The organism is Bradyrhizobium sp. T-12, assembly GCF_058314695.1.
The window spans coordinates 5,416,819-5,442,311 of the sequence record NZ_CM177756.1 but is presented as its reverse complement, the minus strand read 5'-3'; the positions used below and the strand labels follow the sequence as shown (position 1 = coordinate 5,442,311).

At 65.9% G+C, this 25,493-nt stretch carries 20 protein-coding genes and 1 pseudogene; 6 read left to right on the top strand and 15 right to left on the bottom strand.

The window, feature by feature from the left end; translation table 11 throughout:
• The first annotated feature begins 21 nt into the window (after nt 1–21).
• A complete protein-coding gene (locus AC0WRY_RS25980) occupies nt 22–879 on the top strand; it encodes an SDR family oxidoreductase (protein WP_491121598.1) in 858 nt (285 codons plus the stop codon).
• Nucleotides 880–935: 56 nt separating this feature from the next.
• Here the strand turns inward: AC0WRY_RS25980 and AC0WRY_RS25975 are convergent, their stop codons facing one another.
• Nucleotides 936–1,451 (bottom strand): YciE/YciF ferroxidase family protein, encoded by a 516-nt coding sequence (locus AC0WRY_RS25975; protein ID WP_194403630.1) that lies wholly within the window; start codon nt 1,449–1,451, stop codon nt 936–938.
• Between the two features lie 87 nt (nt 1,452–1,538).
• Between AC0WRY_RS25975 and AC0WRY_RS25970 the strand changes: the two genes are divergently transcribed.
• Complete coding sequence (locus tag AC0WRY_RS25970) at nt 1,539–1,733, top strand: hypothetical protein (RefSeq protein WP_194403629.1); 195 nt, start codon at nt 1,539–1,541, stop codon at nt 1,731–1,733.
• A 127-nt stretch (nt 1,734–1,860) separates the two neighbouring features.
• Nucleotides 1,861–2,043: a hypothetical protein gene (locus tag AC0WRY_RS25965; RefSeq protein WP_211416624.1), complete on the top strand. Its 183-nt coding sequence runs from the start codon at nt 1,861–1,863 to the stop codon at nt 2,041–2,043.
• A gap of 49 nt (nt 2,044–2,092) precedes the next feature.
• Here the strand turns inward: AC0WRY_RS25965 and AC0WRY_RS25960 are convergent, their stop codons facing one another.
• A complete protein-coding gene (locus AC0WRY_RS25960) occupies nt 2,093–2,443 on the bottom strand; it encodes a RidA family protein (RefSeq protein WP_194403628.1) in 351 nt (116 codons plus the stop codon).
• Between the two features lie 201 nt (nt 2,444–2,644).
• Here AC0WRY_RS25960 and AC0WRY_RS25955 point away from each other — a divergent pair, with 201 nt between their 5' ends.
• Complete coding sequence (locus tag AC0WRY_RS25955; RefSeq protein ID WP_194403627.1) at nt 2,645–4,966, top strand: molybdopterin guanine dinucleotide-containing S/N-oxide reductase; 2,322 nt, start codon at nt 2,645–2,647, stop codon at nt 4,964–4,966.
• Here AC0WRY_RS25955 and AC0WRY_RS25950 read toward each other — a convergent pair.
• Together AC0WRY_RS25950 and AC0WRY_RS25945 are read right to left on the bottom strand one after the other, a co-directional pair.
• Nucleotides 4,894–5,385, bottom strand: a pseudogene (locus AC0WRY_RS25950) (helix-turn-helix domain-containing protein); the annotation flags it as partial. The gene AC0WRY_RS25955 and the pseudogene AC0WRY_RS25950 sit on opposite strands and share 73 nt — an antisense overlap.
• A gap of 239 nt (nt 5,386–5,624) precedes the next feature.
• Complete coding sequence (locus AC0WRY_RS25945) at nt 5,625–6,332, bottom strand: hypothetical protein (RefSeq protein ID WP_194403626.1); 708 nt, start codon at nt 6,330–6,332, stop codon at nt 5,625–5,627.
• A 358-nt stretch (nt 6,333–6,690) separates the two neighbouring features.
• Here AC0WRY_RS25945 and msrA point away from each other — a divergent pair, with 358 nt between their 5' ends.
• Complete coding sequence (gene msrA, locus AC0WRY_RS25940; RefSeq protein ID WP_194403625.1) at nt 6,691–7,206, top strand: peptide-methionine (S)-S-oxide reductase MsrA; 516 nt, start codon at nt 6,691–6,693, stop codon at nt 7,204–7,206.
• Nucleotides 7,207–7,283: 77 nt separating this feature from the next.
• On the opposite strand, the gene AC0WRY_RS25935 is transcribed toward msrA, so the two are convergent.
• The 8 genes from AC0WRY_RS25935 to AC0WRY_RS25900 all read right to left on the bottom strand — a co-directional run bounded on the left by AC0WRY_RS25935 (nt 7,284) and on the right by AC0WRY_RS25900 (nt 19,787).
• Entirely contained in the window at nt 7,284–10,130 is a 2,847-nt protein-coding gene (locus AC0WRY_RS25935; RefSeq protein WP_194403624.1) for an ATP-binding protein, read from the bottom strand.
• 155 nt (nt 10,131–10,285) lie between these two features.
• Nucleotides 10,286–11,440, bottom strand: coding sequence for an MFS transporter (locus AC0WRY_RS25930; RefSeq protein ID WP_194403623.1), 1,155 nt, complete (start codon nt 11,438–11,440; stop codon nt 10,286–10,288).
• A 59-nt stretch (nt 11,441–11,499) separates the two neighbouring features.
• Entirely contained in the window at nt 11,500–12,831 is a 1,332-nt protein-coding gene (locus AC0WRY_RS25925) for an ATP-binding protein (protein WP_491121594.1), read from the bottom strand.
• On the bottom strand, nt 12,828–13,541 hold the full coding sequence (locus AC0WRY_RS25920) for a response regulator (RefSeq protein ID WP_194403621.1): 714 nt from the start codon (nt 13,539–13,541) through the stop codon (nt 12,828–12,830). Before AC0WRY_RS25920 ends, AC0WRY_RS25925 begins: the two co-directional genes overlap by 4 nt.
• An 89-nt stretch (nt 13,542–13,630) precedes the next feature.
• On the bottom strand, nt 13,631–15,592 hold the full coding sequence (locus tag AC0WRY_RS25915) for a MacB family efflux pump subunit (RefSeq protein ID WP_194403620.1): 1,962 nt from the start codon (nt 15,590–15,592) through the stop codon (nt 13,631–13,633).
• 1 nt (nt 15,593) lies between these two features.
• Entirely contained in the window at nt 15,594–16,826 is a 1,233-nt protein-coding gene (locus AC0WRY_RS25910) for an efflux RND transporter periplasmic adaptor subunit (protein WP_194403619.1), read from the bottom strand.
• Nucleotides 16,823–18,382 carry an efflux transporter outer membrane subunit gene (locus AC0WRY_RS25905; RefSeq protein ID WP_194403618.1) on the bottom strand — a complete coding sequence of 520 codons (1,560 nt, stop codon included), beginning with the start codon at nt 18,380–18,382 and terminating at the stop codon, nt 16,823–16,825. Before AC0WRY_RS25905 ends, AC0WRY_RS25910 begins: the two co-directional genes overlap by 4 nt.
• A gap of 1,039 nt (nt 18,383–19,421) precedes the next feature.
• Entirely contained in the window at nt 19,422–19,787 is a 366-nt protein-coding gene (locus tag AC0WRY_RS25900; protein WP_194403617.1) for a hypothetical protein, read from the bottom strand.
• A gap of 335 nt (nt 19,788–20,122) precedes the next feature.
• On the opposite strand from AC0WRY_RS25900, the gene bamA reads away from it, so the two are divergent.
• Nucleotides 20,123–22,600, top strand: coding sequence for an outer membrane protein assembly factor BamA (bamA, locus tag AC0WRY_RS25895; RefSeq protein ID WP_491123503.1), 2,478 nt, complete (start codon nt 20,123–20,125; stop codon nt 22,598–22,600).
• A 60-nt stretch (nt 22,601–22,660) separates the two neighbouring features.
• Here the strand turns inward: bamA and AC0WRY_RS25890 are convergent, their stop codons facing one another.
• Genes AC0WRY_RS25890 through AC0WRY_RS25880 form a run of 3 tightly spaced genes read right to left on the bottom strand, consistent with a single transcriptional unit; the run spans nt 22,661 to nt 25,441 of the window.
• Entirely contained in the window at nt 22,661–23,893 is a 1,233-nt protein-coding gene (locus AC0WRY_RS25890) for a Zn-dependent hydrolase (protein WP_194403615.1), read from the bottom strand.
• Nucleotides 23,886–24,671: an ABC transporter ATP-binding protein gene (locus AC0WRY_RS25885; RefSeq protein ID WP_194403614.1), complete on the bottom strand. Its 786-nt coding sequence runs from the start codon at nt 24,669–24,671 to the stop codon at nt 23,886–23,888. The genes AC0WRY_RS25890 and AC0WRY_RS25885 overlap by 8 nt, the downstream gene beginning before the upstream one ends.
• Nucleotides 24,668–25,441 carry an ABC transporter permease gene (locus tag AC0WRY_RS25880; protein WP_063202669.1) on the bottom strand — a complete coding sequence of 258 codons (774 nt, stop codon included), beginning with the start codon at nt 25,439–25,441 and terminating at the stop codon, nt 24,668–24,670. The genes AC0WRY_RS25885 and AC0WRY_RS25880 overlap by 4 nt, the downstream gene beginning before the upstream one ends.
• Nucleotides 25,442–25,493 lie beyond the last annotated feature (52 nt).

Sequence of the window (25,493 nt, the reverse complement as noted above, 5' to 3'; positions counted from 1 at the left end):
GCACATTGCTGGAGCCGCTTCATGACCGACTATCCAAGACCGCCTTATCCGTCGCAGCAGCAGCCGATGCCCGGTTCGACGCGTGCGATGAAGCCACGTCCCGATCACGGCGAGGAGAGCTATCGAGGCTCAGGACGTCTGGCCGGGAAGACGGCGCTCATCACCGGCGGCGACAGCGGCATCGGTCGTGCCGTGGCAATCGCCTACGCCCGCGAAGGCGCCGACATCGTCATCTCCTATCTGAACGAGGACGAGGACGCGGCCGAGGTCAAGGCGCTGGTGGAGCGGGAAGGACGCAAGGTCGTCCTGATCCCCGGCGACATCTCTGAGCCCGAGCACTGCCGCTCCATCGTGCGCCGCGCCGTGGAGGAGCTCGGCGGCATCGATATCCTCGTCAACAATGCGGCGCATCAGGCCACGTTCAAGGACATCGGGGATATCAGCGACGAGGAGTGGCAGCTGACGTTCGCGACCAACATCCACGCCATGTTCTATCTGACCAAGGCCGCCGTGCCGCACATGCGGCCGGGCGCTGCGATCATCAACACGGCGTCGGTGAACTCGGACATGCCGAACCCGACGCTGCTGGCCTACGCCACGACCAAGGGCGCCATCCAGAATTTCACGGGCGGACTTGCCCAGATGCTGGCCGAGAAGGGCATTCGGGTCAACGCCGTGGCCCCGGGTCCAATCTGGACGCCGCTGATCCCCTCGACCATGTCGGAGGAAAGGGTCAAGAATTTCGGCAAGCAGGTCCCGATGCAGCGCGCCGGCCAGCCGGCCGAGCTTGCGACCGCCTATGTCATGCTGGCCGATCCGCTCTCGAGCTACACGTCGGGAGCCACGCTGGCCGTCACCGGCGGGAAACCGTTCATCTGAGGAGCAGGTGGCGGCGCGGCAAGCCGGGCCGCCATCTCGCAATCGGCGAATCTCGATCAGGCGGCGTTGGACGCCTTGGCGTTGACGCCCTTGCGGAGTGCCACCGTGTTCAGCTTGGTGTTGGCCGCCTTCTCCTCGTTCAGATTGGTGGTGAGGAAGCGCACGATGTCGTCGTGGCCGAGCTCTTCCGCCCAGGCGATCAGTGTGCCGTAGCGGCACATCTCGTAGTGCTCCACGGCCTGCGCGTTGGCGACGATCGCGGCATCGAGCACGGCCTTGTCCTCGATCTCGCCGGCGGTCGCGTCGGCTTCCTCGATCAGGCCGTCGATGGCCGGGCACTGCGTGCCGCTCGGCTCCTTGCCGAGCTTGGCGAAAACCTTGTTGAGCCGCTCGACCTGCTTGTTGGTTTCGTCCAGATGAGCTTTCAGCCCGGCGGCGAGATCCCTGTTGGTCGCCTTGTCGATCATCTTGGGCAGCGCCTTCAGGATCTGCTGCTCCGCGTAATAGATGTCCTGCAGCCCGTGCAGCAGCAGGTCTTCCATCGTTTTGATGTCCTTGGTGAAGAATCCCATAAAAGACGCCTCCTTTTCACAATGATGACACTGGAACGCTAGCCGGCCCTAGCTGTTCCATTTCCGTGTGCAGACGAGGAGGGCCGAATGAACAATGGCAGTGATCATCTTGCGGGCTTGCTCGGGCGCGCAGCGATGGACGTGTGGGGCGACATGCCTCGCGACATCCAGGAGGCGCTGTTCGAGACCGCCATGAAGGGACGCGAGACCGAGCGCGAGGAGCTCGCCCGGCTGCTGCACGAGCGGCATCCGCGCACGCTTCATCCGGCCCGGCCGGGATGATGCAGGCAATCGGAACGAACGCGCCAGCTCATGATTGGTAAACTGAGGTGGCGCGTCGCCAAATGGCTCGAATGAAGCCGCGGCAGGCGCATCGCTAACCGTTGATCGAATCTGTGAGTTGATCGCCGTGACTGAGGTGAACATCGGAAAATGGTACGACCCGATCTCGGAACGATGGATCGTGCCGCGCCAGGCGCACGCCATCGCCGCATTTGGCCAGTCCAACTCCGAGAAGGTGCCGGAGGGGCACCAGAGAAGTGAAGCACAGCGGATCTGGCAGTTGCTGGTCGATTGCTGCGCTCGTGGATGATGCCGGCGCGCCCCCGAGGCCGGGTGTTGGTGGGCGCCGCTATGGGCCGCTATGGCATGGCGGCGATCACGGTCATCTCGAGCTTGACGCCCGGACCGAGATCGGCCACGCCGATTGTGGCGCGAGCCGGCAGATCAACTTCCGCGAAGTCCGCCTTCCAGACCGCGTTGAACTCTGCCTTCTCCTTCAGATCTGTCATGTAGATCGTCACCTGCAAGACGCTGTGTGGATCGGACCCGAGATCCTTTAAGAGCTGCGTCAATTGGGTGAGCACGTCCTTAGCCTGTCCCGACATGTCGAGGTTGGTGTCCTCCGGGACGATGCCTCCGATGTAAAGCACACCATTGTGCTCGACCACTGCGTGGATCTCCGCTACGTCCGGCAAATCGCGCTTGATCATGAGGTGTCGGTTGTCGCTGTGAGAGGAGCGACATATCGCACATTTCCGGCGCGTTGTCCGCGAATCGGCGCCGCCTGATCCGGCGATGGTCACATCCCATCTTCGCGCACGACAGCCCGGCGTTTCCGTCAGCGCTGATCTCGGCGACATCCCGGGCTGGATCGGTATACTGGCGCCACGTGCCGGAACAAGGAACACGCGATGGACGATACGATTGGCTTCCCCGACCCGGGTCTGGACCTCTCGGATGGCTTCAAGCCGCACACCTCGCATTGGGGCGTGTTTTCCGCGCGTCAGGGCGCTGATGGTCTCGAGGTCAGGGCCTATGCGGGCGATCCCGATCCGAACGGCATCATCGACAATTTCCCCGGTGCGCTCCGCCACCAGGCGCGCATCGCCCAGCCGGCCATCCGGCGCGGCTGGCTCGAGCGCGGGCCGGGCCCCGACGATCGCCGCGGTCGCGACGAGTTCGTCCCGGTGAGCTGGGAGAAGGCTCTCGACCTGCTCGGCGACGAGCTCGGCCGCATCCGCGATACGCGCGGTCCCGGCGCGGTGTTCGGCGGCTCCTATGGCTGGTCGAGCGCCGGCCGCTTCCATCACGCCCAGAGCCAGGTGCATCGCTTCCTCAACATCGCGATGGGCGGCTACGTGCGGTCGGTCAACTCTTACTCTTCGGGGGCGTCCTCTGTGCTGCTGCCGCAGATTCTGGCGGGCTATGAGGACATCACCAAGCGCAACGTCACCTGGGAGCAGATCGCGGCCGAGACCGAGATCGTGCTGGCCTTCGGCGGCATGGCGCTGAAGAACTCCATGGTGGCCGGCGGCTCCATCAGCAAGCATGTCGAGCGCGGCGCCATGGCGGCGGCGCGCAAGCGCGGCTGCGAGTTTGTGCTGGTCAGCCCGCTGCGCGAGGATCTTCCCGTTGAAGCCGGCGCCGAATGGATGACCTGCGTACCCGGCACCGACACGGCGCTGATGCTCGGCATCGTCCACACGCTGGTCAGCGAAGGTCTGCACGACCAGGCCTTCCTCGATCGCTACACCGAAGGCTGGCCGGTCTTCCTGCGCTATCTCATGGGCGAAACCGAAGGCCAGCCCAAGCACGCCGACTGGGCCGCCGCGATCACGGGCGTCGATGCCGCGACCATCCGCAATCTGGCGCGCCGCGCCGCCGGCAAGCGCGCGCTGGTCACCGTCTCGCATTCGCTGCAGCGCGCCGAGCATGGCGAGCAGCCGGTGTGGATGGGCATGGTGCTGGCGGCAGCCCTCGGCCAGATCGGCGTTGCCGGCGGCGGCTACGCCTATTCGCTCGGCGCGATCGGCTATTACGGCCGCCGCGTCAACGACGTGCCGGGGCCGACGCTGGGGCAGGGCCGCAACGGCGTTGCCGATTTCATTCCGGTGGCGCGCATCGCCGACATGCTGCTTAATCCCGGGACCACCTATCGCTACAATGGCGAGACCCGCACCTATCCGGATATCCGCCTCGTTTATTGGGCTGGCGGCAACCCCTTCCATCACCACCAGGACATCAACCGCCTGCGCAAGGCGTTTGCGCAGCTCGATACGTTCGTCGTGCACGAGCTGGCCTGGACCGCCACGGCGCGGCACGCCGACATCGTGCTGCCCGCGACGATGACGCTGGAGCGCGAGGACATCGGCTATTCCACCAATGATCCCCTCATGGTCGCCATGCACCGGATCGCCGAGCCGTTCGGGCTGGCGCGCGACGATTACGATATCTTCGCCGATCTCGCCGAGCGCCTGGGGGCACGCGAGCCCTTCACCGAGGGACGCACGTCGCGGCAATGGCTGGAGCATCTCTACCAGCCGACCCGCGCCTCGCTCGCCAAGCGCGGGCTGGAAGCGCCGAGCTTCGACGAATTCTGGGCGCGCGGCAGCCTCATCGTGCCGCAGCAGCCCGACGACGGCGGCCGGCTGCGCCGCTTCCGCGAAGATCCCGTCAATCACGCGCTGCCGACGCCGAGTGGCCGCATCGAGATCTTCTCGGCCAAGATCGCGGGCCACGGCGATGCGGATTGTCCGGGACATCCGCTCTGGCTGGAGAAGACCGACATGCCGAAGCCCGGCGCGCCGTGCTTCCTCGTCGCCAACCAGCCGGCGACGCGCCTGCACAGCCAGCTCGATTTCGGCGGCCATTCGCTTAGCTCGAAGCATCGCGGCCGTGAGGTCGCGCGCATGAACCCGGTCGATGCGGACGCGCGCGGCATCAAGGACGGCGACATCATCCGCCTGTTCAACGCGCGCGGCGCCTGCCTTGCCGCGGTCCACGTCACCGACGGCATCGCGGCCGGCGTCGTGCAGCTTCCGACCGGCGCCTGGTACGATCCGATGGATCCCGAAGACGAGGCGCCACTCTGCGTTCACGGCAATCCCAACGTGCTCACCCGCGACGTCGGCACCTCATCCCTGGCGCAGGGCTGCACCGGTCAGCTGACGACGGTCGAAGTGGAGAAGTTCACCGGCAATCTGCCGCCGATCCGCGCGTTCGATCCGGCGTAGGGAGCACCAGCGACCCAGTTGCTCTCCGGGGAAGGACGGCGCGCTTCGACCGCGATCCGTTTGCCCTTGTTGGCGAGACGCCAGCGCGCCGGAGACTCGCCGCTGATGCGCTTGAAGACGGTCGAAAAATGCGCCTGCGTGCTGAAGCCGACGGCGAGCGCGATCTCCGCCAAAGGCCGCTCGGTGGTGGCGAGCAATGTCTTCGCATGGTCGGTCCGGCGATGCAGCAGATATTCGCGGGGACGGTAGCCGGTCGCGGTGCGAAATTGTGCCGCAAAATGCATTCTGGACAGGCCCGCGACATTGGCGAGCTCGGACAGACTGATGCAGCGGCCGAAATGTTCAGCGATGTAATGCTCGACGCGCCGCAGCCGCCATTTCGGCAAGGCATTGACCCTGACGCGCGGCGATTCCATCCGTGGGCCGGCCGGGCCGTCAGCATGTGCCGCCTGCAGATTGTCCGACATCGCTCGTCCTTTCCTGCGTTGCAATTGCTTGCGACCCCCGGCAGCGCGCAACCAATGCTTTCCATCCTCGAAGGATAGAGGTGAACCAGCCAGGACTCCCGTTAGGGGTGATGAGGTTCTGTTAGATCTTGTGCGTCCTGGTGCGACAGCCCGCCGCAGTGACTCCTGTGCTCGCGCATCCATCCAACCCATCATTCGAACACGGCATCGAAGATTTCGACGTCCATCAGCACGGGCTTGGCGATCACGGTTCCGTCCGGCCGCAGGGTCTGAATGCGTCGAAGCGTCGGAACCACGATGCCGCCGAAGCTGTCATGGGCCCAGGAGGAATGTGCGATCTTCATCCCGAAAAGATCGTGATCCATGCGCCGCTGCAGGGCGCTCTCGTCGAAATAAAGGATCTGCTCGGACGCCAGCATGGTCAGGTGCGCCGGAAATTGCGCGCGCAGCCGGCGCCAGGTCTCGGCGCTTTCCTGCCAGGGCGACAGCTCCTCGATGACGACATCGGGGTGCGCAAGCAGGAACGGCGTCGTCAGATAACTCCAGATCGCGACACCGCAGAAGAAGACGAGATAGAGTTCATCCGCAAGCGCGGGCGGGCCGACCTCGGCGAATGCAAGGCCGGGGTTGCTCCAGGACTGCAGGACCTCGCCATCCAGGTTCTCGATGGTGATCGCGTCGGGTTGAAAGGAGCCGGAGCGTTCGCCCCCGGTGATGCCGGTGAAGCGGAGCGATTGTGTCCGGGTCGAGCCTTCCGCAGTCACGTCCTTGAATTCCCGGGCGTGTCCGGCGTTCGAGAACAGCGTTCCGCCCATCGAAAGGTGGAGCGTGAATCGGTTCAAGCTATTCCAGCGGGCCATTCCGCCGCTGGCATCGATCACATCGTCAAGAAGCGCCATGTCCCGCCATATGTCCCGCCATATCCACCCTGCAGTGTCCGCACCATGGCGGGGCGTCTGCGGCTTGGCGTGTTAGAAGTTGTTAGGACTTGCGAGCGGAGCTGCGACGTTATCTCGTTGAAGATGCTCTCAATTCAGGGCGAATGGGAGGACGATTTGCGAAATCCGCGGCCGACGCAAAATTGATCTGGCTGGCACCTCGCGCACGTTGCCGATCCCGTGCGGATCGGGAACACTGAGGCCGTCCGGGCTTTGGTAGCGAACGGACATCAAAGACAATGTCGGGCTCCCGCCCTGTGCTCGCGTGCGTCGCGGCAGGTTGAAGGGCGGGCCGCCTGGTGAACCGGGAGCACATCACATGACGACGGAACGCGCAGTTTTGGCCGGAGGGTGCTTCTGGGGCATGCAGGACCTCATCCGCAAGCAGCCGGGCGTGATCTCCACCCGCGTCGGCTACACCGGCGGACAGGTGAAGAACGCGACCTATCGCAACCACGAAGGCCACGCCGAGGCGATCGAGATCATGTTCGATCCCGCAAGAACCAGTTTCCGGACCATGCTGGAATTCTTCTTCCAGATCCACGATCCCACCACGCTCAATCGCCAGGGCAATGATCTCGGCACCAGCTATCGCTCGGCGATCTTCTACACGAGCGATGAGCAGAAGAAGATCGCCGAAGACACCATCGCCGACGTCGAGGCCTCACGCCTCTGGCCGGGCAAGGTGGTGACCGAGCTCGCGCCCGCTCGCGAATTCTGGGAGGCCGAGCCGGAGCATCAGGACTATCTCGAACGTTATCCGGACGGCTACACCTGCCACTTCATTAGGCCCGGCTGGAAGCTGCCGCGCCGCGCGGCCGCGGTGGGAGAGTGAAACGCGAACGACGAAGACTGATCGCTAACGCGCCGGAAGTGCACTCCCTCTCCCGCAAGCGGGAGAGGTAAGCGGCGTCAGTTCCTGAGTTGTCTCATCAACGCGCGGGCCGCGCGCAGGTCGGCGATCTCCTTGCCCTCGCTAAACCCGTCACAGGCCTTACCGAGAGCCGCATGAGCCTCCGGGCCGCGGCCTGCGTCCATCAAGAGCCGCGCGAGACCGGTTGCAGCGCGCAGCTGCCAGAAGCGCGCGCCCTGCTGCTCGGCAATGTCGATCGCTTCGCGAAAGCGCGCCTCGGCGTTCCCTGAGTGCCGCGCGCTTGCGAGCATCAGCTCTGCCTTGATGCGGATCAGCTCCGGCAGATGCCAGAGCTCCTGCCGGTCGTTGCAACGGGCGAGGGCGTCCTCGATCATCTCGAGGCCACGGTTGACCTCGCCGGCCTCCAGGCAACATGCGGCGAGCTCGCCGAGCAGCGGGAGAAAGCGCGGCAGGAAGCGTGCATCGCCGGCGCGATTGAGCTCTTCGCGCAAAAGCGGCAGGCCGGTCGCGATGTCGCCGCGCCTGGCCATGACCGCGGCGTTGAAGGCCCGGGCCCACAGGCTCCACAGCCGGATGGCGTGGCGTTCGGTGTGCTCGAGCAGCTCGGTGCCGTGGCGCTCCGCGGCATCGAAATCGCCGGACCAGAACGCGATCGGGCAGGCCGCCTGGCCCAGCACGCTGCAGAAGGTCAGCGCATGGCCGTTGGCCCGGCCTTCCCAGATGTTCTCAGCCGCGAGCGCCTGGGCCTGATCGGCGAAGCCCTGCAGCCAGAGGATGCGGGCGCGAAAATATTGCGTCGATATCCTGAGATCGAGCGGAAAGATTTTCGGCTTGGCTACCAGCACATGCAGCGAGGCGTTGACCCGGTCGATCCGCTGGCGCGCCTCGTTCTGGTCGCCGAGATAATGCAGCGCGACGGCCATCAGGCGGTCGCCCAGCATGAGATCGGTGGTGTCGGGCGAGTTTGCAGCCGCGTTCGCAAAACGGTCGGCGAGCGCACGGGCCTTGCCGAACTGCCCGTTGTTGAACTGGTCGATGCACAAGCCCCAGAGCGCGCGCAGCCGGAAATCCTTGTCGTCGAGGCGCTCGGCGATTTCGAGCGTCGTCTCGAGGATCGGGCGCGCTTCGCGCGCGCGGCCCTCGCCATACATCAGCGACCAGCCGAGCGCGGACAGCAGTTGCATACGGACGCGATCGTTGCCGCGGTCCTCGCCCAGCGCCGCCAGTGCCGTCCTGCAGCGCTCGCGGCATTCGGCGAACAGCGAAAGGCGCACCCACAGGGGCACCGCGGTCGCCGTCAGCGCAATGCCGAGCTTGGCATCGCCGTCGGGCCCGAAGGCCCAGTCCAGCGCGGCGCGCAGATTGTCCAGCTCCCCACCATGGGCGCTCTGCCATTCCGGCAGCGGCGTCGCGGTATCGGCCCCCGCGCGCTCGAAGACATCGCGGAAATGCTCGGCATGGCGCCGCGCGAACTGCCCGACTTCACCGAGCTCGCGCAGCTTGCCGAGTGCGTAGGTGCGCGTGGTGTCGAGCAGGCGATAACGCAGCGCTCGCGAGCCGGATGGCGAGATCAGCGATTTGGCGACCAGGCTGTCGATCGCCTCCAGCGTCTCCGAGGTGCCGAGGCCGTCGCCGGACGCGACCGCGGCGGCGGCCTCCGGCGCGAACGGCCCGGCGAACACCGACAATCGTCGCAAGATGGCGCTTTCCGCCGGCGGCAGCAGGTCATAGCTCCAGTCGAGGGCGGCCGCGAGCGTCTGGTGCCGCGGGACCGCCGTGCGTCGTCCCCGCCATTGCAGCGAAAAGCGGCTGTCGAGCAGAGAGGCCGTGCCGGCGATGCCATACGCATCGACACGGCCCGCCGCGAGTTCGATCGCCAGGGCAATGCCGTCGAGGCGCCGGCAGATGTTCGCGACGAGCGGCGCCTCTTCGGCGCTGAGCTGGAACGGCCCGGAGCTCTGCGCGATGCGCTCGACGAAGAGCTGAGCGGCGGGATAGGCGAGAACCTCGGCGACGTCGAGATCCTCGCGCTCGGGCGGACAATCCAGCGGAAACAGCCGGAAGATCCGCTCGCCCTCGCTTCGGAACGACTCGCGGCTGGTTGCGAGAACGCGAAGCTGCGGCGCCTCGCGAACGATGCGCTCCACGATCGGCGCCAGCGTGTCCAGCACATGCTCGCAACCGTCGACGATCAGCAAGGTCGGTCCGCTCTTCAGGAATGTCAGGATCGCCGGCGTCGGATCTTCCGAGCTGACCGTCAGCCCGAGCACGGAGGCGATGGTGGTCGTGACATGGCCGGCGTCGCGCAGTGGACCGAAATCGACGAAGAAGATGCGCCCGCCGAAATCCGCCGCGCGTCGATGCCCGACCGCGACGGCAACGACGGTCTTGCCGATGCCGCCCGGGCCGACCACGGTCATGAAGCGATGCAGCGTCAGGCCGTTCGAGATCTTCTCGACGATCGCCTCGCGGCCGATCATCTTCGCGAGCGGAGCGGGCAACGAGCGGGGCGGACTGATGTCGGCGGCGACAGGCGCGACGACCTCCGGCGCCGCTTGAGTGGACGGCGCAACAAAGCAATAGCCGCGCCCCGGCACGTTGAGGACATAGCGGGCCGACTTGCCGGTGTCGCCGAGCACCTTGCGCAGCGCTGCGACATGGAAGCGCAGACTACCCTCGTCGACATTCACATCGGCCCAGATGCGCTTGACCAGCTCTCTCTTGTCGATGACTTCCCCGGGACGCTCGGCCAACAGGATCAGGATATCGAGCGCACGGCCGCCGACGTGAAGCGGCTCTCCCTCCTTCTCCAGGAGTCGGGATTTTGGAAACAGCCGAAATGGCCCGAATGAAACGACCGAGTCTTGGTTACTATCAGCTGGCACGTGCCATTGCCCCCGCGAGGGAGTCAAAAGGTATTTTATTGTGGTCTAGCAGAACGAGGCGTCCAGTAAACTGGCCGAAAGCCGCATGGCTGACAGACCTGCGTGGATGGCTTGGGTCGGCTGCGGCCCGTGAATCATGCTTGAGATGGAAGGGGTTAGCTCGCGGCGGTCTGGTGCGAATCCGCCGTGACGATGCGCGCCGTCAGCGTGACGAGACCCATCAGCGCAGCCAGCAGCCAGAACGCCATCGGCAATCCGCCCAAATGCGCGACGAAGCCGACGCCGGCAGGGCCGATCAGGATTCCTGCATAGCCCGCGGTCGTGATCGCGGCGACCGCAAGGCCGGTCGGCATCACCGTTTGCCGGGCCGCCCGGCGGAAGAGCACCGGTACGAGGTTCGATGCGCCGAACCCGATCAGCAGGAAGCCGGTGATCGCGACCGCCGCAACCGGCGCGGTCAGCAGGACCACGAAGCCCGCGATCGCGATCAGGCTGCCCCACAGCAATGTCGCGCGGTCCCCGATGCGCGCAACGATGGCGTCGCCGCCGAGCCGCCCCATCGTCATCGCGATCGAGAACACGATGTAGCCGGCTCCGCCCTGCGCCTCGGTGACGAGGCCCGCGCCGATCACGAGTAGCGCGCCCCAATCGAGCATCGCGCCCTCGACCAGGAAGGTGATGGCGCCGAGCAGCGCGAGCAGCAGCACCGATCCGTGCGGCAGCACGAACAGCGGGCCGTCCTGCGCCTGCGCGTTGCGCAGCAGGCGCGGCCAGGTCACGACCATCGCGATCAGCATCAGGGCTGAGCAGATCAGCGTGCAGGCGAGCGTGCCGAATTGCAGCGACAGCAGGGCCGTCATCAGCGCGGATCCGGCAAAGCCCCCGATGCTGAACAGCGCGTGGAAGCCTGACATCAGCGGGCGCGCCGCGGCGCGCTCAACCTCCACGGCGTGGATGTTCATGGCGACGTCGATCGAGCCGAGCGCCGCGCCGAATGCGAACAGGGCCAGGGCCAGCGTCGCGGGCGAGCTCGCGACCGCGAGCAAAGGCAGTACCAGCGCCAGGCCGAACCCGCCCGCCAGGATGATCGGCCTGCTGCCGTAGCGCGCGCTCACGATTCCCGTGAGCAGCATCGCGACGACAGAGCCGATGCCGAGGCTGAGCAGCAGCAGTCCGAGCACGCCGTCGTCGACGCCGAGCCGCGTCTTCGCGAACGGCACCAGCGGCGCCCAGCATGCGATGCCGAAGCCCGCGACGAGGAAGGCAAGCCGTGTCGCAAGGCGCGTCGCCGGCCGGTCGGCAGAGGACATGGGAACTCCAGGGGGAAGCAGAGGCGGGATGACCGACAAGCCCGACAAATGCCGCAGCTTTATGTCCGCGGCGCTTCCGCATCGTCGTGGGCAGCCCGCGAAAGCTGCAGGCGGACGCGCAGGCCCTTCGGCGCGTTGTCGAGCAGTTCGAGCGTTCCGTCATGCGCCGTCACGATCGCCTGCGCGATCGAGAGGCCGAGACCGAATCCGGCCGCCTCGTCCATGGTGCGGGCTTCCTCTCCGCGCACAAAGGGCTCCAGCATCGCCGCCTTGCTCTTGTCGGGAATGCCGGGCCCGTCGTCGGAGACGTCGATGACGAGCCGGTCCCCGACCGTCGTCAGCGCGACGTCGATTTGGGTTCCGAAGCGCGTTGCATTCTCGACGAGGTTGGTGACCGCGCGGGTGATTTCGTCGGGCCGCAGGACGAAGGCGGCCCTGTTCGGGCCGGAATAGGTCACGGCAAATCCGGAATCCGAAAACTGCTCGCAAACCATTTGAAGCAGCGCCGCGACGTCCACCAGCGTCGGCTTGACCGGGCTCTCGCTGCGCAGGAGCGACAGCACCGATTCCAGCATCGACTGCATCTGGTCGAGGTCGCGCACGGTCTGCGTGCGTTGTGCCGGATCCTCGATATATTCCGAACGCAGCCGCAGACGCGTGATCGGCGTGCGTAGATCATGGCTGATGGCCGCCAGCATGCGGGTTCTGTCGTTCATCAGCGTGGCGATGCGATCACGCATCCGGTTGAGCGCTCTCGCCGCGGACCTGATCTCCTCCGGGCCGTTTTCGGGCAGCGGCGCGGAGGACCGGCTCAGGCAAAAGTCCTCCGCCGCGCGCGCGAAGGCCGACAGGGGCGAGGAGAGTGCGCGACCGGCCCAGACGCCGAGCAGCGTCAGGCTCGCCACCAGGAACAGCAGCGTCGAGGTCCAGAGACCGCTCACGAAGGCCGGCATCTTGGGCGATCCGATCGCGGCTTCGAGCAGGTCGTCGCCCGGAAGGTGGAACCAGACGCGCTCGTCCTCCGCGCCGCTGCCGCGAACGAGCTCGGCCTTGACTCCGAGTGCGGAAGGAATGGTCAGGGACGTTCGCATCGACTGCGGCGTGGTGGAGGCCGAGCCGCCGTCTCGCAATTGGAGCTTGAGCGCTGGAAAGGTTCGGCTGACGCTGTCGAGGACGAGCGCGCGCTCGGCTTTCGGCGTGTTGGCGATGATCCGCACGATCAGCTCGATCTGCTCCAGCGGCGTTTCCGCCAGCAGTTTCGGCTGGTTGAGGAGAAAATACCCGGCAATCAGGACGTGGATCAGGATCAGCGATCCCAGGATCAAGGCGGCGATCTGCCCGCTGATCCGCCTGAAGCTGAACAGCGCGACGATATCGGCGGCGCGGCTCATGCTTCCTCCACCAGCGGCGTGAAGACGTAGCCGCCGATGCGGACGGTCTTGATCATGGATGAGCCTTCCGTGCGGTCGAGCTTGCGGCGCAGCCGGCTGACCAGCACGTCGATGCTGCGGCCGAAGCTTCCGCCGGGACGGCCGCGCGTCATGCTCAGCAAATTGTCGCGGGTGAGAACGCGTCCTGCCCGCTCGCAGAAGGCCTGCAGCAGATCGAACTCGGCACTGGTCAGCGGCACCTGCGCGCCTTGCGGGTCGCGCAACTCGCGCAAGCGGAGATCGATGGTCCAGCCCTGGAACTTGAGACGGGCAGGGGCGGAGCCGGCGGCGAGGCCGCTCGATCGCCGGCGCAGCACCGCGTTGATCCTGGCGAGAAGCTCGCGCGGGTTGAACGGCTTTGCTAGATAGTCGTCGGCGCCCATTTCCAGGCCGAGGATCCGGTCGAGATCCTCGCCCCTCGCGGTGAGGATGATGACCGGCGTCGTGGAGTCCATCCGCAGGCGGCGGCAGAGGCTCAGGCCGTCCTCGCCGGGCAGCATCAGGTCGAGCACGATCAGGTCGACCCGGTCGTGGGAGAGATGGCGGTCCATCTCCTTGCCGTTCGCGACCGCGTCGACCGAGAAGTCGTGATCGCGCAGATAGCGCGAGATGAGTTCGCGGGTCGGCTTGTCGTCCTCCACGATCAGGATGTTCGGGCTGCCGCTGGTCATGATTGAAATCGCATCGGGGGCGCCGGTCGTTGGTCGATTTGCAGACGGATCTCCCGTCCGAAGCACTGCGGTCATGGGCAATCCTAGGGTCAGTCGCGGCTCAGCGCCACCACGGGGTCGAGGAACGCGGCGCGGCGGGCGGGGAAGAAGCCGAAGGCGACCCCGATCCCGGTCGAGGTCAGGAACGCTGCGCCGATCGAGAACGTCGAATAGCTGACCTGGAAGCCCGGCACGGCAACGTTGACGGCGAGCCCGAGCAGCACCGCGACGACGATGCCGGCGATGCCGCCGATGGACGAAATCAGGGTCGCCTCCACCAGGAATTGCTGGAGGATGTCGCTACGCCTGGCGCCGACCGCCATGCGCACGCCGATCTCGCCGATCCGCTCCGAGACGGAGACCAGCATGATGTTCATGACGCCAATGCCGCCCACGACCAGCGAGATCACCGCGATCGCCGCCACCAGGAACGCCAGCGTCTGCGTCGTGCTGGTGATGGTGCGGCGGATGTCGTCGGTGTTGAGGATGACGAAATCCCTGGTGTTGTGCCGCTGCGTCAGCAGCGTCGTCACCGCGTCCTGCGCCAGATTGGTCGAGATATCGTCGCTGATCCGCAGCAGAATGCTGCGCAGCGAACGATCGCCCGTGAACTGGGCCTGCACGGTGGTGTAGGGCAGGTAGACCGACAGGTTCTGGTTCGAGCCGAATCCGCCCTGCTGCTGGGCGATCACGCCGACGATGCGGCACGGCACCTTGCCGAGCCAGATCACGCGGCCGACGCCTGCGGTCTGGTCGTCGGCGAAGAACGTCTTGCGGGTATTGTCGTCGATGACGGCCTGCCGCTCGATGTTGCGGGTCGCCTCGGTGTCGAACAAACGGCCCTTCGCGAGCTTGGCACCTTTGACCTTGAAATAGCTCTCGCCGACGCCGTTCACCAGCACGTTGGACTCGTTGCCGCGATACCGCACCGTGGTGCTGGTCGAAACCGTCGGCGTGACCCCCGCAATGAAGGCCTGCCGGTCGAGCGCGCGGGCGTCGTCCAGCACCAGCGTCTTGATCTTGCTCGCCCGCGCGTCGCCGAAATCCTTGCCTGGAAACACCTCGATCGTGTTGGTGCCGAGGTTCGAAATGTCGGACAGCACCTTGCGCTGTGATGCGTTGCCGAGTGCGACCACGGACGACACCGCGGCGATGCCGATGATGATGCCGAGCATGGTGAGGAAGGCGCGAAGCCGGTGCGCGGCCATCGCAACCAGCGCCATCCGCGAGGCCTCGCGCAGGCGCCGCAACGCGGCGGACCAGCCCGGGCCGTTGCCCCACGGCGTCCGCGCTACCGTGACGGGCCGCTCCGGGGTGTCCGTTGTTCCGGCGCGGCGATCGGAGACGATCTTGCCGTCCCGCAGCTCGATGACGCGCTCGGCCCGTGCGGCGACATCGGCATCGTGGGTGACGATGATGATCGTCCTCCCCTCGCGGCGCAGCTCCTCCAGGATCTTCAGGACCTCCTCGCCGCTGCGCCGGTCGAGCGCGCCGGTGGGCTCGTCCGCCAGGATGACCTCGGCGTCGTTGATCAGCGCCCGAGCGATCGAGACGCGCTGTTGCTGTCCGCCCGAGAGCTGGTTCGGGCGATGGCCTCGCCGGTCGTTGACGCCGAGTCTTGCGAGGAGCTGCTCGGCTCGCGCACGGCGGTCGCGGGCCTTCATCCCGGCATAGATCGCGGGGATCTCGACATTCTCGCCGGCAGAGAGGTCGCCGAGCAGATGATAGCGCTGGAAGATGAAGCCGAAATGCTCGCGGCGCAGCGCCGCCAGCGCATCGGCGTCGAGCTCGGAGGCGTTCTGGCCGGCAACGCGGTAGGTGCCGGAGGTGGGGCGATCGAGGCAGCCGAGGATATTGAGCAGCGTCGATTTGCCCGATCCGGACGAGCCGACGATCGCCACCAGCTCGCCGGGCCGGATGCTCAGCGAGATATCGTCGAGCGCGACCACGCTGACGTCGCCGGTCGCGAACTCCCGCCGAACGTTCTCGATTGCGATGATCGGATCGGCCATGTCAGAGACCTCCGGGCGGGCCGCCCGACACGCTGCGCGATGCGGTCTGCTCGTTGGCCTCTCCGGTGACGACCCGCTCGCCTTCGTCGAGGCCGGACCTGATCTCGACCGTCGTGCGATCGTTGAGTCCGGTCTTGACCTCGCGCTCGCTGACGTCACCCCTCGTATTGAGGGTGCGGACGGTACTGCGGCCGTCGGATTTCCGGATCAGCGCGAGCGCAGGGATGACCTTCACGCGCTTGGCCTCGCCGGTGATGATGTGCACCTCGGCGGTCATGTAGGTCCGCAGCGAGAGCTCGTTGTTGGGGACGTTGAAAACGCCGATGTAGTAGATGGCGGTGCTGGTGGAACTCGATGAACTCGAACTCGTGCTCGAACCCGACGTGGTGGTCGAGGAGAAGCTGGCGTCGCTCTTGATCGATTCGGGCGCCGGCTCGATCTGCTCCAGCTTGGCCTCGTAGCGATGGTCCTGGTCGCCGAGGATGGTGAAGTAGAGCGATTGCCCCGGCTTGACCTTGACGATGTCGGCCTCGGAAATCTCCGCGCGCACGGTCATCGTCTCGAGCTGGCCGAGCACGACGATGGTGGGCGCGGACTGGACCGCGTTGACCGTCTGTCCTTCCTGCACCACGGTGGCAAGCACCGTGCCGTCGATCGGCGCGGTGATGCGTGTGTAGTCGAGGTTGACGCGCGCGGTCTCGACGCTGGCTTCAGCCCCCACGATCAGGGCTTCGAGCGCGGCGATCTGGGCGCGGGTCTGCCGCACGGTAGAATCGGCGCTGTCGAAATCGCTGCGGGAGGTGGCGCGTTGCGCCAACGTCGCCTGCTGGCGCGCGAGGTTCGCCTCGGCCAGAACCAGCGCAGCCTCCTTCTCGACCTTCTGCGCTCGGTAGTTCTTCAGCGACGCCTCGGAGCTGCGCAGATCGTTCTGCTTGGTGACGGGGTCGATCTGGGCGATGACGTCGCCGGCCTTGACGGTGTCGCCGACGCGGACGTTGAGGGCGGTGATCCGTCCCGACACTTGTGCGCCGACAGCGGTGAGGCGCGCCGGCTTCAGCGTGCCGCTCGCTAGCACCTCCTCGCGCAGATCGCTGACGGTGACCGGCGCGGTGATGTAGGACTGCGCCTTGCTCGACGTTCCCGGAACGCGCGTGGCTGCGACCACGCCGGCAGTTACGACGGCAACGATCGCCGCGCCGATCTTCAGGCGTTTGGCGGTGATGATCTCGATCACTTCTGCGCCTCTCGCAAGTGAGGTCCCGTGTTGGTGTCGACGATGATCGGCCTCGACACGCCGACCGGATCGGACCAGCCGCCGCCGAGCGCCTTTGCCAGTGCAATGTAGTATTTGGCCGCCGACACCTTGCTCTGGATCAGCGAATCCTCGGCGGAATAGAGCGAACGCTCGGCGTCCAGCACGTCGATGAAGCTGGCGCTGCCGCTCTCGAACAGCGATCGCGACAGCCGTGCGGCTTCGCGGTAGTTCCTGGCCGCTTCCGACAGCTTGGTGGCACGGACGCGTTCGCGCGACAGCGAGACCAGGGCGTTCTCGACGTCCTCGAGTGCGGTGAGCAGGGTCGAATGGAACGTGGCGAACGCCTGATCGCGTTGCGCCTCCGCAATCCTGACGGTGGCCAGGCGCTTGCCTGCGTCGAACACCGGCACGGTGATCGAGGGCCCGACCGACCAGCTCAGGCTTGAATATTTGGCGAGATCGCCGGCGCGTATCGCGGAGGTGCCGACCGAGCCGGTCAGCGACACCGCGGGATAGCGGTCGGCCTCGGCCTGGCCGATCCTGGCGGTCGCCTGCGCCAGCTTGTGCTCCGCGCTGGCGAGATCGGGGCGGCTCATCAGGAGATCGGCGGGCAGCCCGGTGGGCAGGGGCATGCGCGGCGCCGGCACGGGCGCGGACCGGGCCATCAACGAGGCGACGCCGTCAGGCGGTCGCCCGAGCAGGATTCCCAGCCGATGAATGTCGGCCGCAAGCGCCGCCTGATAGGTCGGGACGTTAGCTTCCGTGCTCGCGGCTTGCGCGGTGGCCTTGGCGAGATCGACAGCGTTGCCGCTGCCGGCCTCGTATTTACTGCGGGTCAGCTTTTCGGTGTCGCGCTGAGAGACCGATGTTTGCCGCGCCAGCGCGATCCGCGCCTGGTAGCCACGCGCCTCGACGTAGTAAGCGGCGACGTCGCCGATCAGCGTGACGAGGCTGTTGCGCAGATCCTCCTCCGCCGATTGCTGCCCGCCCACCGCCGCTTCGATGCTCCGTTGCGTGCCGCCGAACAGGTCGAGCTCCCAGCTCGAATCGAAGCTTCCCTGGTGCAGCGTGTAGGGCGCTGTGTCGGCGACGGCCGAGGCGGAGGTCCCGCTGGTCTTGTTGTCGGTCACCGACGCCGAGCCGCTCACGGACGGAAACAGGCCTGCCGCCGTCTGTTGCAGCGTAGCGCGCGCCTCGCGCACGACGGCTTTTGCCTTCGCAACGTCGGGATTGGCTTCGACGGCCTGTTCGATCAGCCGGTTGAGCAGGGGATCGCGCAAGCGCAGCCACCAGCGATCGAGCTTGCCGGTGTCCCGGTGCGGGGCGGTGCCGGCGCTCCAGTGCGAGGGCAAGGCGAGTCGGGGCGGGCCAGCGTAATCCGGGCCGACAGCGCAGCCGGCCAATGTCGCGCCCAGCAACAGCGCGGCGCAGGCCAATCCGGCGCGCGAGCTGGGGCTGCGCAACGGCGCGGGCTTTGGAAGAGGAGCCTCATTGGCAAATGGCAGGGGACTTGCGACGAACACGTATGGCGGCATCAAATCGGCTGAAATCCATGGACCTCGGTCCGGGGGAGATTTGCGGTCCTCTGGGGGGAGCGAGGGCGACCGCCACTAGCCGGCCGATCGTGGCCTTTCGGCAGCCGGAATGTTGCTGAATGTAAACAGGTATTGCCAGACGTCTCGGCGCGGCCGAACGGCTGACGTCCCATAGCCCGTGGCCCGGGTGGAGCGAAGGCGCATTCCGAGGCCGCTCGCCAGTGTTCGGCCCCGTCGCGGATTGCGCTGGCGCTCCATCCGGGCTACGCGTCCGCGCCTGTGTCGGCCCCCTGTCAATCCGCTCGCGCAAAAATATTCCACTTTACCGAAATTCGGTTTTGGCGTATGTGTCGGCCATCCCGGCTCATCCAGGAGGGGCGATCTCGAGGTCGTCTTGATCGCGAGCCGGCTTGCGGTGGACGCGGCAGCGTCGGCATGAGAGGTGCGGGCAGGGCGGGGTGTCCCTGTGAGCCCGCGGCCGCGTGCAGACGAGCGGCGCTGCTAGGCTTCGTCTCGCCTGTAAGTTTCGTAGCTCCGTCGACGGGGTTGGAAATACTGCGGCGAAATGGCGGGCCGTGCGTACGGCAAAACCGTGTGGTCCTGGCCGTCGTTGCTACGGTCAAGCCCGTTCGAAGATGCGCGCGAGCCCAACCGGGTGGAGGGCATCGTCAATTCGAACGGCGAGGGAGGCCAGAAGAAAGTTCGGCTCCCGGGAGAGCGCGGCATAAGCCGTCCGACCATCGCGCAGGGAAGGCCGAGTGATCGGCACCACCTGTATGCTGCTGTGCGGTTTTCTGCGTGCGCGTGCATTTCGCGCAGCGGACCGCGGGTGTCTGTCGGCACCCGGTCTTCCCTGCATCCTCTTGGCTCAAGAGGGACGAAAGACGAAGCAAGGCTCGGGTGAAATCCACCGCGAGATCGGGAGGGCATGTCTGCGATTTGAGCGAGCGACGGAGGCCGGCGATGGTACGCTCTGCTTCGTGGGTCCCGGCCCTGCGCGGCAACGCTCAAGCGCCTTGCGCTTTTATCGGGACACCTTTCACCACGAAATCGGAATTCGCCGCGCAAATCCGCCCAGATCGGAGTCGGGGCTCAGCGGCTGTCGGTCGAGCGGCCGATTGTTGTTACTGCGTGCGAAGGAGGCGCCGGGCGGAAAGGCATAGTCGGTAAACTTGCGCTCGCCGGGGAGTACCTCGGTCCCGCCGTCGAGCCACGATCGCTTGCTGACATAGATGCGCGTGCGCGGATCGGATTGGTAGGAACGATTGGGGCCGCGCGGGCCGTACTCGTAAACCGCGTCCCGGGCCGCTCGCGGCTCGCGCTTGCCGGCGGTGGCGGGATGAGCGATGAGGGTCGAGGCGAGGAGGGCGGCCAGCACTGCTCGGGTCGTTACATGCGCGTTCATCGGACAACATCCTGTGCGAATTTCCTGACGCGGCCGCCTCTCGCACCGACTTAAGAGCCTGTAAAGAATCCCGGCGTTGCGCGATGTTGCTGGGCCACTGCATGGGCAAGGCGACCGCGCGGCCGCTTCGAGGCGGCTCGGTCGGCGCCCACAATGCGCGCGGTCATTGCGGTCGCGCTGCTCACGCGTCCGATCGACCAATCAAATTCAACGACCGGAAACAATGCAGCAATCTCCAGGCCACACCGCGGCCACAGCCGTCTCGTTTCAGAGCAGGCGAGGTATCGTTGAGGTGTGGAATGTCGTTTTTGCGGGCCGGGCTGATCGTCGTGGCGATGAGTGCTGTATCGATTGCAGGTTCACTCACGCTTGTGCTGTTGCCGCGGCCGGTGGCGGCGCAGGCGATGCAGTCGATCGTCGTCGAAGGCAATCGCCGCGTGGAGGCCGAGACGGTCCGCTCCTATTTCAAGCCCGGCCCGGGCGGGCATCTCGATCAATCCGCCGTCGATGACGGGCTCAAGGCGCTGATCGCGACCGGCCTGTTCCAGGACGTGAAGGTCAATCAGGCCGGCGGTCGCATCGTGGTGTCGGTGGTCGAAAACGCCGTGATCGGCCGTATCGCATTCGAGGGCAACAAGAAGATCAAGGACGAGCAGCTCTCGGGGGAGATCCAGTCCAAGCCGCGCGGATCATTCTCGCGGGCGCTGGTGCAGTCCGACACGCTGCGCATCGCCGAAATCTACCGGCGCTCCGGCCGTTACGATGTCCGCGTCACGCCCGAGATCATCGAACAGCCGAACAACCGCGTCGACCTCATCTTCACGGTCGAGGAGGGTGCCAAGACCTCGGTCAAGTCGGTCGACTTCGTCGGCAACAGCGCGTTCTCGGCCTCGCGCCTGCGCGACATCATCAAGACGCACGAGAGAAACCTGCTCAGCTTCCTCGGCAACAACGACATCTACGATCCCGATCGCGTCGAGGCCGACCGCGATCTGATCCGCCGCTTCTATCTTAAGAACGGTTACGCCGACGTCCAGGTCGTCGCCGCGCTCACCGAATACGATCCGGAGAAGAAGGGCTTTCTGGTGACCTTCAAGATCGAGGAAGGCGCTCAATATCGCATCGGCTCCGTCGACTTCCGCTCCAGTATTCCCAATTTCGACACGGGCTCGCTTCGCACCTATTCGCGCGTCAGCGCAGGCTCGCTCTACAACGTCGAGTTGGTCGAGAAATCGACCGAAGAGATGCAGATCGAGGCCTCGCGCCGCGGCTATGCCTTTGCCGTGGTCCGTCCCGGCGGCGACCGCAATTTCGAGGCGCACACCGTCTCCGTGGTGTTCACCATCGACGAGGGCCCGCGCACCTATATCGAGCGCATCAACCTGCGCGGCAACACCCGCACCCGCGACTATGTGATCCGCCGCGAGTTCGACATCTCCGAGGGCGATGCCTACAACCGCACCCTGGTCGACCGTGCCGAACGGCGCCTGAAGAACCTCGACTACTTCAAGAGCGTGAAGATCACGACCGAGCCCGGCTCCTCCAGCGATCGCGTCATTCTGATCGTCGACATGGAAGAGAAATCGACCGGCGACTTCTCGATCTCGGGCGGTTACTCCACCACCGACGGCGCGCTGGCGGAAGTCTCGATCTCCGAGCGCAACCTGCTCGGGCGTGGGCTCTATGCCAAGGCATCGGTCAGCTACGGCCAGTATTCACGCGGCGTATCGTTGTCCTTCGTCGAGCCTTATCTGCTCGGCTACCGGATGGCGCTCGGATTCGACACCTATTGGAAGGAGCAGAAGTCGAACAGCTATACGAGCTACGGCGTGACCACGCTGGGCTTCTCCCCGCGCATCGGCCTTGCCTTGCGGGAGGACCTCTCGCTCCAGCTTCGCTATTCGCTCTACCAGCAGAGCATCACGCTCGCCAGCGCCTACAACAATTGCAACAACAACGCGTCGAACGCCTCGCTGGCCTATAATCCGACGCCAGCCTATATCCAGAACGTCCTGGGCGGTGCGGACCCGACCAATTCCACGAGCTCGGGAGTCTATGGCTATGGCTGCTACGGCGACGGCGAGTCGAGTCTGCCGGTTCGAAAGGAGCTGGCGAACGGCGCGACCTGGACCTCGGCGCTCGGCTACACGCTGAACTACAACACGCTCGACAACACCAAGAACCCGACGGACGGGTTGCTGGTCGATTTCCGGCAGGACTTCGCCGGAGTCGGCGGCGACGTCACCTATCTGAAGACCGTGCTGGACACCAAATACTACGCGCCGCTCGTCTCCGAGATCGTCAGCGTGATCCACCTCCAGGGCGGCCTGCTCAGCAAGCTCGGCAACCAGGATCTGCGCATGCTGGATCACTTCCAGATGGGGCCGAGCCTGGTGCGCGGCTTCGCCTCGAATGGCATCGGGCCGCGCGACATCACCTACTACAACTACGGCTCCAGCGGCGATGCGCTCGGCGGCACGAAATATTGGGGCGCGTCGGCGGAGCTGCAGATGCCGTTCTGGTTCCTTCCCAAGGAAGTAGGCCTCAAGGGCGCGGTCTACGCCGATGCCGGCTCGCTGTGGGGCTATCAGGGGCCGACGTCGTGGTCGGCCACCGGCGAAGTCAACACCAAGGCGTGCCCGACCTGCGGATTGCAATATGACGACGGCAGCACGGTGCGATCGTCGGTCGGCGTCGGCCTGATCTGGGCCTCGCCGTTCGGGCCGCTCCGCTTCGACTATGCGGTTCCGATCACGAAGGGCAAATACGACGTCGTCCAGGAGTTCAGGTTCGGCGGGGGGACGTCGTTCTAGAGCATGATCCGGAAAAGTGTGCAGCGGTTTTCCGAAAGATCATGCTCAAGAAAAGGGGCGTTAGCCCCCGAGGATCCGCCGGCAGGCATCGACGAAGACCTCCGCGCCGGTGACGATATCGGCATCGGCGGTGTTCTCGGTCCAGTGATGGCTGATGCCGCCGATCGACGGCACGAACAGCATCGCGGCGGGCATGACGGTCGCCAGCATCTGCGCATCGTGGCCGGCCCCGCTGGGCATGCGAATGGATCGCCCACCGGCCAGCGCCCGGCTTGCGGCTTCGATCGCATCCTGAAAGCCTGGATTCATCATGGCAGGCGCGCCGGTGCGCAGCTTTTCGACGGTGACGGTGCAGGGACCGTTCGCGCTGGCATCATTCGCCATGGCCCGCAGCAGCTGCTCCAGCCGGGCAATGACCGAAGGATCGTCGTCGCGGATCTGGAACAGCATTTCGGCGCCGCCCGGAATGATGCTCGGCGCGCCCGGGTCGAGCGTGATGCGCCCGGTGGTCCAGACCGTGCGCGGGCCGCAGGCGGCCGGAAAACGCTCGTCGATCGCGACGCAGAATTTGGCGAGCGCCAGCCCTGCATCCTTGCGCACGGCCATGCGCGTGGTGCCGGCATGGTTCTGCTCGCCGGCGAAATTGATCTGGTATTGCCAGATGCCGACGATGGAGGTCACGACACCGATCGCGAGCCTGCCGCTTTCGAGCGTGTCGCCCTGCTCGATATGTGCTTCGAGATATCCGACGTGGCGGCCCGGCTCGGCGCCGAGGCGCGGCCGGCCCGCAAGGCCCATCTCGGCGAGCGCATCGCGCATGGTCCGGCCGCTGGTGCGGTCGCGCGCCGCGTCGATGTCGGCTTCAGTCACCTGCCCGACATAGGAGCGCGAGCCGAGGAAATGACCGAAATGTCCCTCCTCGTCGCACCACGCCGCGACCTCGACCGCGCCTTTCAGCGAGGGGTCGGCGTTGAGCACGCGGGCGGCTTCGAGCGCATAGACGACGCCGAGCGGGCCATCGAGCCAGCCGGCGTAGTTCTGGCTCTCCAGGTGCGATCCAGCCAGCAGCTTGGGCCCGACCTTCGTGCTCGTGCCGAAGACATTGCCGATGCCGTCGATCGAAGCGGAGAGACCGGCATCGGGCAGCTTGCGTACGAGCCAGTCCAGCGAAAGCCTGTGCGGTTCGGAAAAGGTCGGCTTGTGCACGCCGGTCTTGTAGGCGCCGATGGCGCGCAGCGCACTGAGATCGGCGAGAACGCGCTTTCCATCGGCGCGCGGCATGGTGTCAGGCATGTTCGGCAACCTTCAGCGCCTCAGTGCGGATCTCCTCGACCAGCCGTTCCTTGAGCTGGACGAACTCGGGCGTAGTCTTGATCTTGTAGGAGCGCGGATGCGGCAGGTCCACGGTAATCTCGGCCTTGATGCGGCCTGGGCGCGCGCTCATGACGATGACGCGGCTGCCGAGGAAGATTGCCTCCTCGATGTCGTGAGTCACGAACAGCACGGTCTTCTGGTCGCGCTCCCAGATGGCCAGCAGCATCTCCTGCATCAAGGCGCGGGTCTGGTTGTCGAGCGCGCCGAACGGCTCGTCGAGCAGCAGGATTTTCGGATCGTTGGCGAGCGCGCGCGCGATCGCGGTGCGCTGCTGCATGCCGCCGGAGAGCTGCTTCGGCCAATGATTCTCGAAGCCGGACAATCCGACCTGGCGGATGAAGGCGTCCGCGATTCTGTTGCGCTCCGCCTCGGACACGCCGCGCTCGCGCAGGCCGAAGGCGATGTTCTCGCGCACGGTGAGCCAGGGAAACAGCGTGTAGGACTGGAACACCATGCCGCGATCGGCGCCGGGGCCCGTCACTTCGCGTCCGTCGAGCGTGACGCGCCCGTTGGTCGGGCGGTCGAGGCCGGCGACGATCCGCAGCAGCGTGGACTTGCCGCAGCCGGAGGGGCCGAGGATGGTGACGAAGTCGTTGTTGCCGATGATGAGGTCGGTCGGCTCCAGCGCCTTGGTCGGCGCGTTGCCGTGGCGCGCCGGGAAGGTGCGCGAGACCTGCTCGACCTTGAGGATCGTCATGCGAGCCTCCACGGAAACAACCAGGCGTTGAAGGCCTTGAACATGAAGTCCGAGAGCAGGCCGATCAGCCCGATCACGATGATGCCGAAGATGATCTGGCCCGTGTTGAGCAGCGCCTGGCTGTCGGTGATCATGTGACCGATGCCCGAGGACGAGCCGATCAGCTCGGCGACGATAACATAGGTCCAGGCCCAACCCAGCACCAGCCGCAGGATCTCCGCGATCTCGGGCGCGGAGGAGGGCAGCAGCACCCGGCGGATGATGCCGCGGTCGCTGGCGCCGAGCGTATAGGCGGCCTCGACCAGGTCGCGCCGCGTGGCGCCGACGGTCACCGCGACCATCAAAATGACCTGGAACACCGAGCCGATGAAGATGACGAGCAGTTTTTGCAATTCGCCGATCCCGGCCCACAGGATCAGAAGCGGAATGAAGGCGGAGGCGGGCAGATAGCGGGCGAAAGAGACGAACGGCTCGAGGAACGCTTCGACCGGCTTGTAGGCGCCCATCAGCAGTCCGAGCGGGACCGCGATGATCGCGGCGAGCACAAATCCGCCGACAACGCGCCAGATCGTCATGCCGATGTCGTACAGGAAGCCCTGCTTGGTGATCAGGTCGACGCCCTCCTGCACCATGGTGAGCGGGTTGGCGAGGAACACTTTCGACACATGGCCGCCGAAGGTGGCCCACGACCACAAGGCAACGAACACGACGAAGAACGCAAGGCCGTAAGCCAAGCGCTGCTTCGATGTAACAGGGTCCAGGGGACGCATCGACGATCTATCCGGGCAGTGAACGAAATTGCCGGCCCCGCCGTGAGACGAG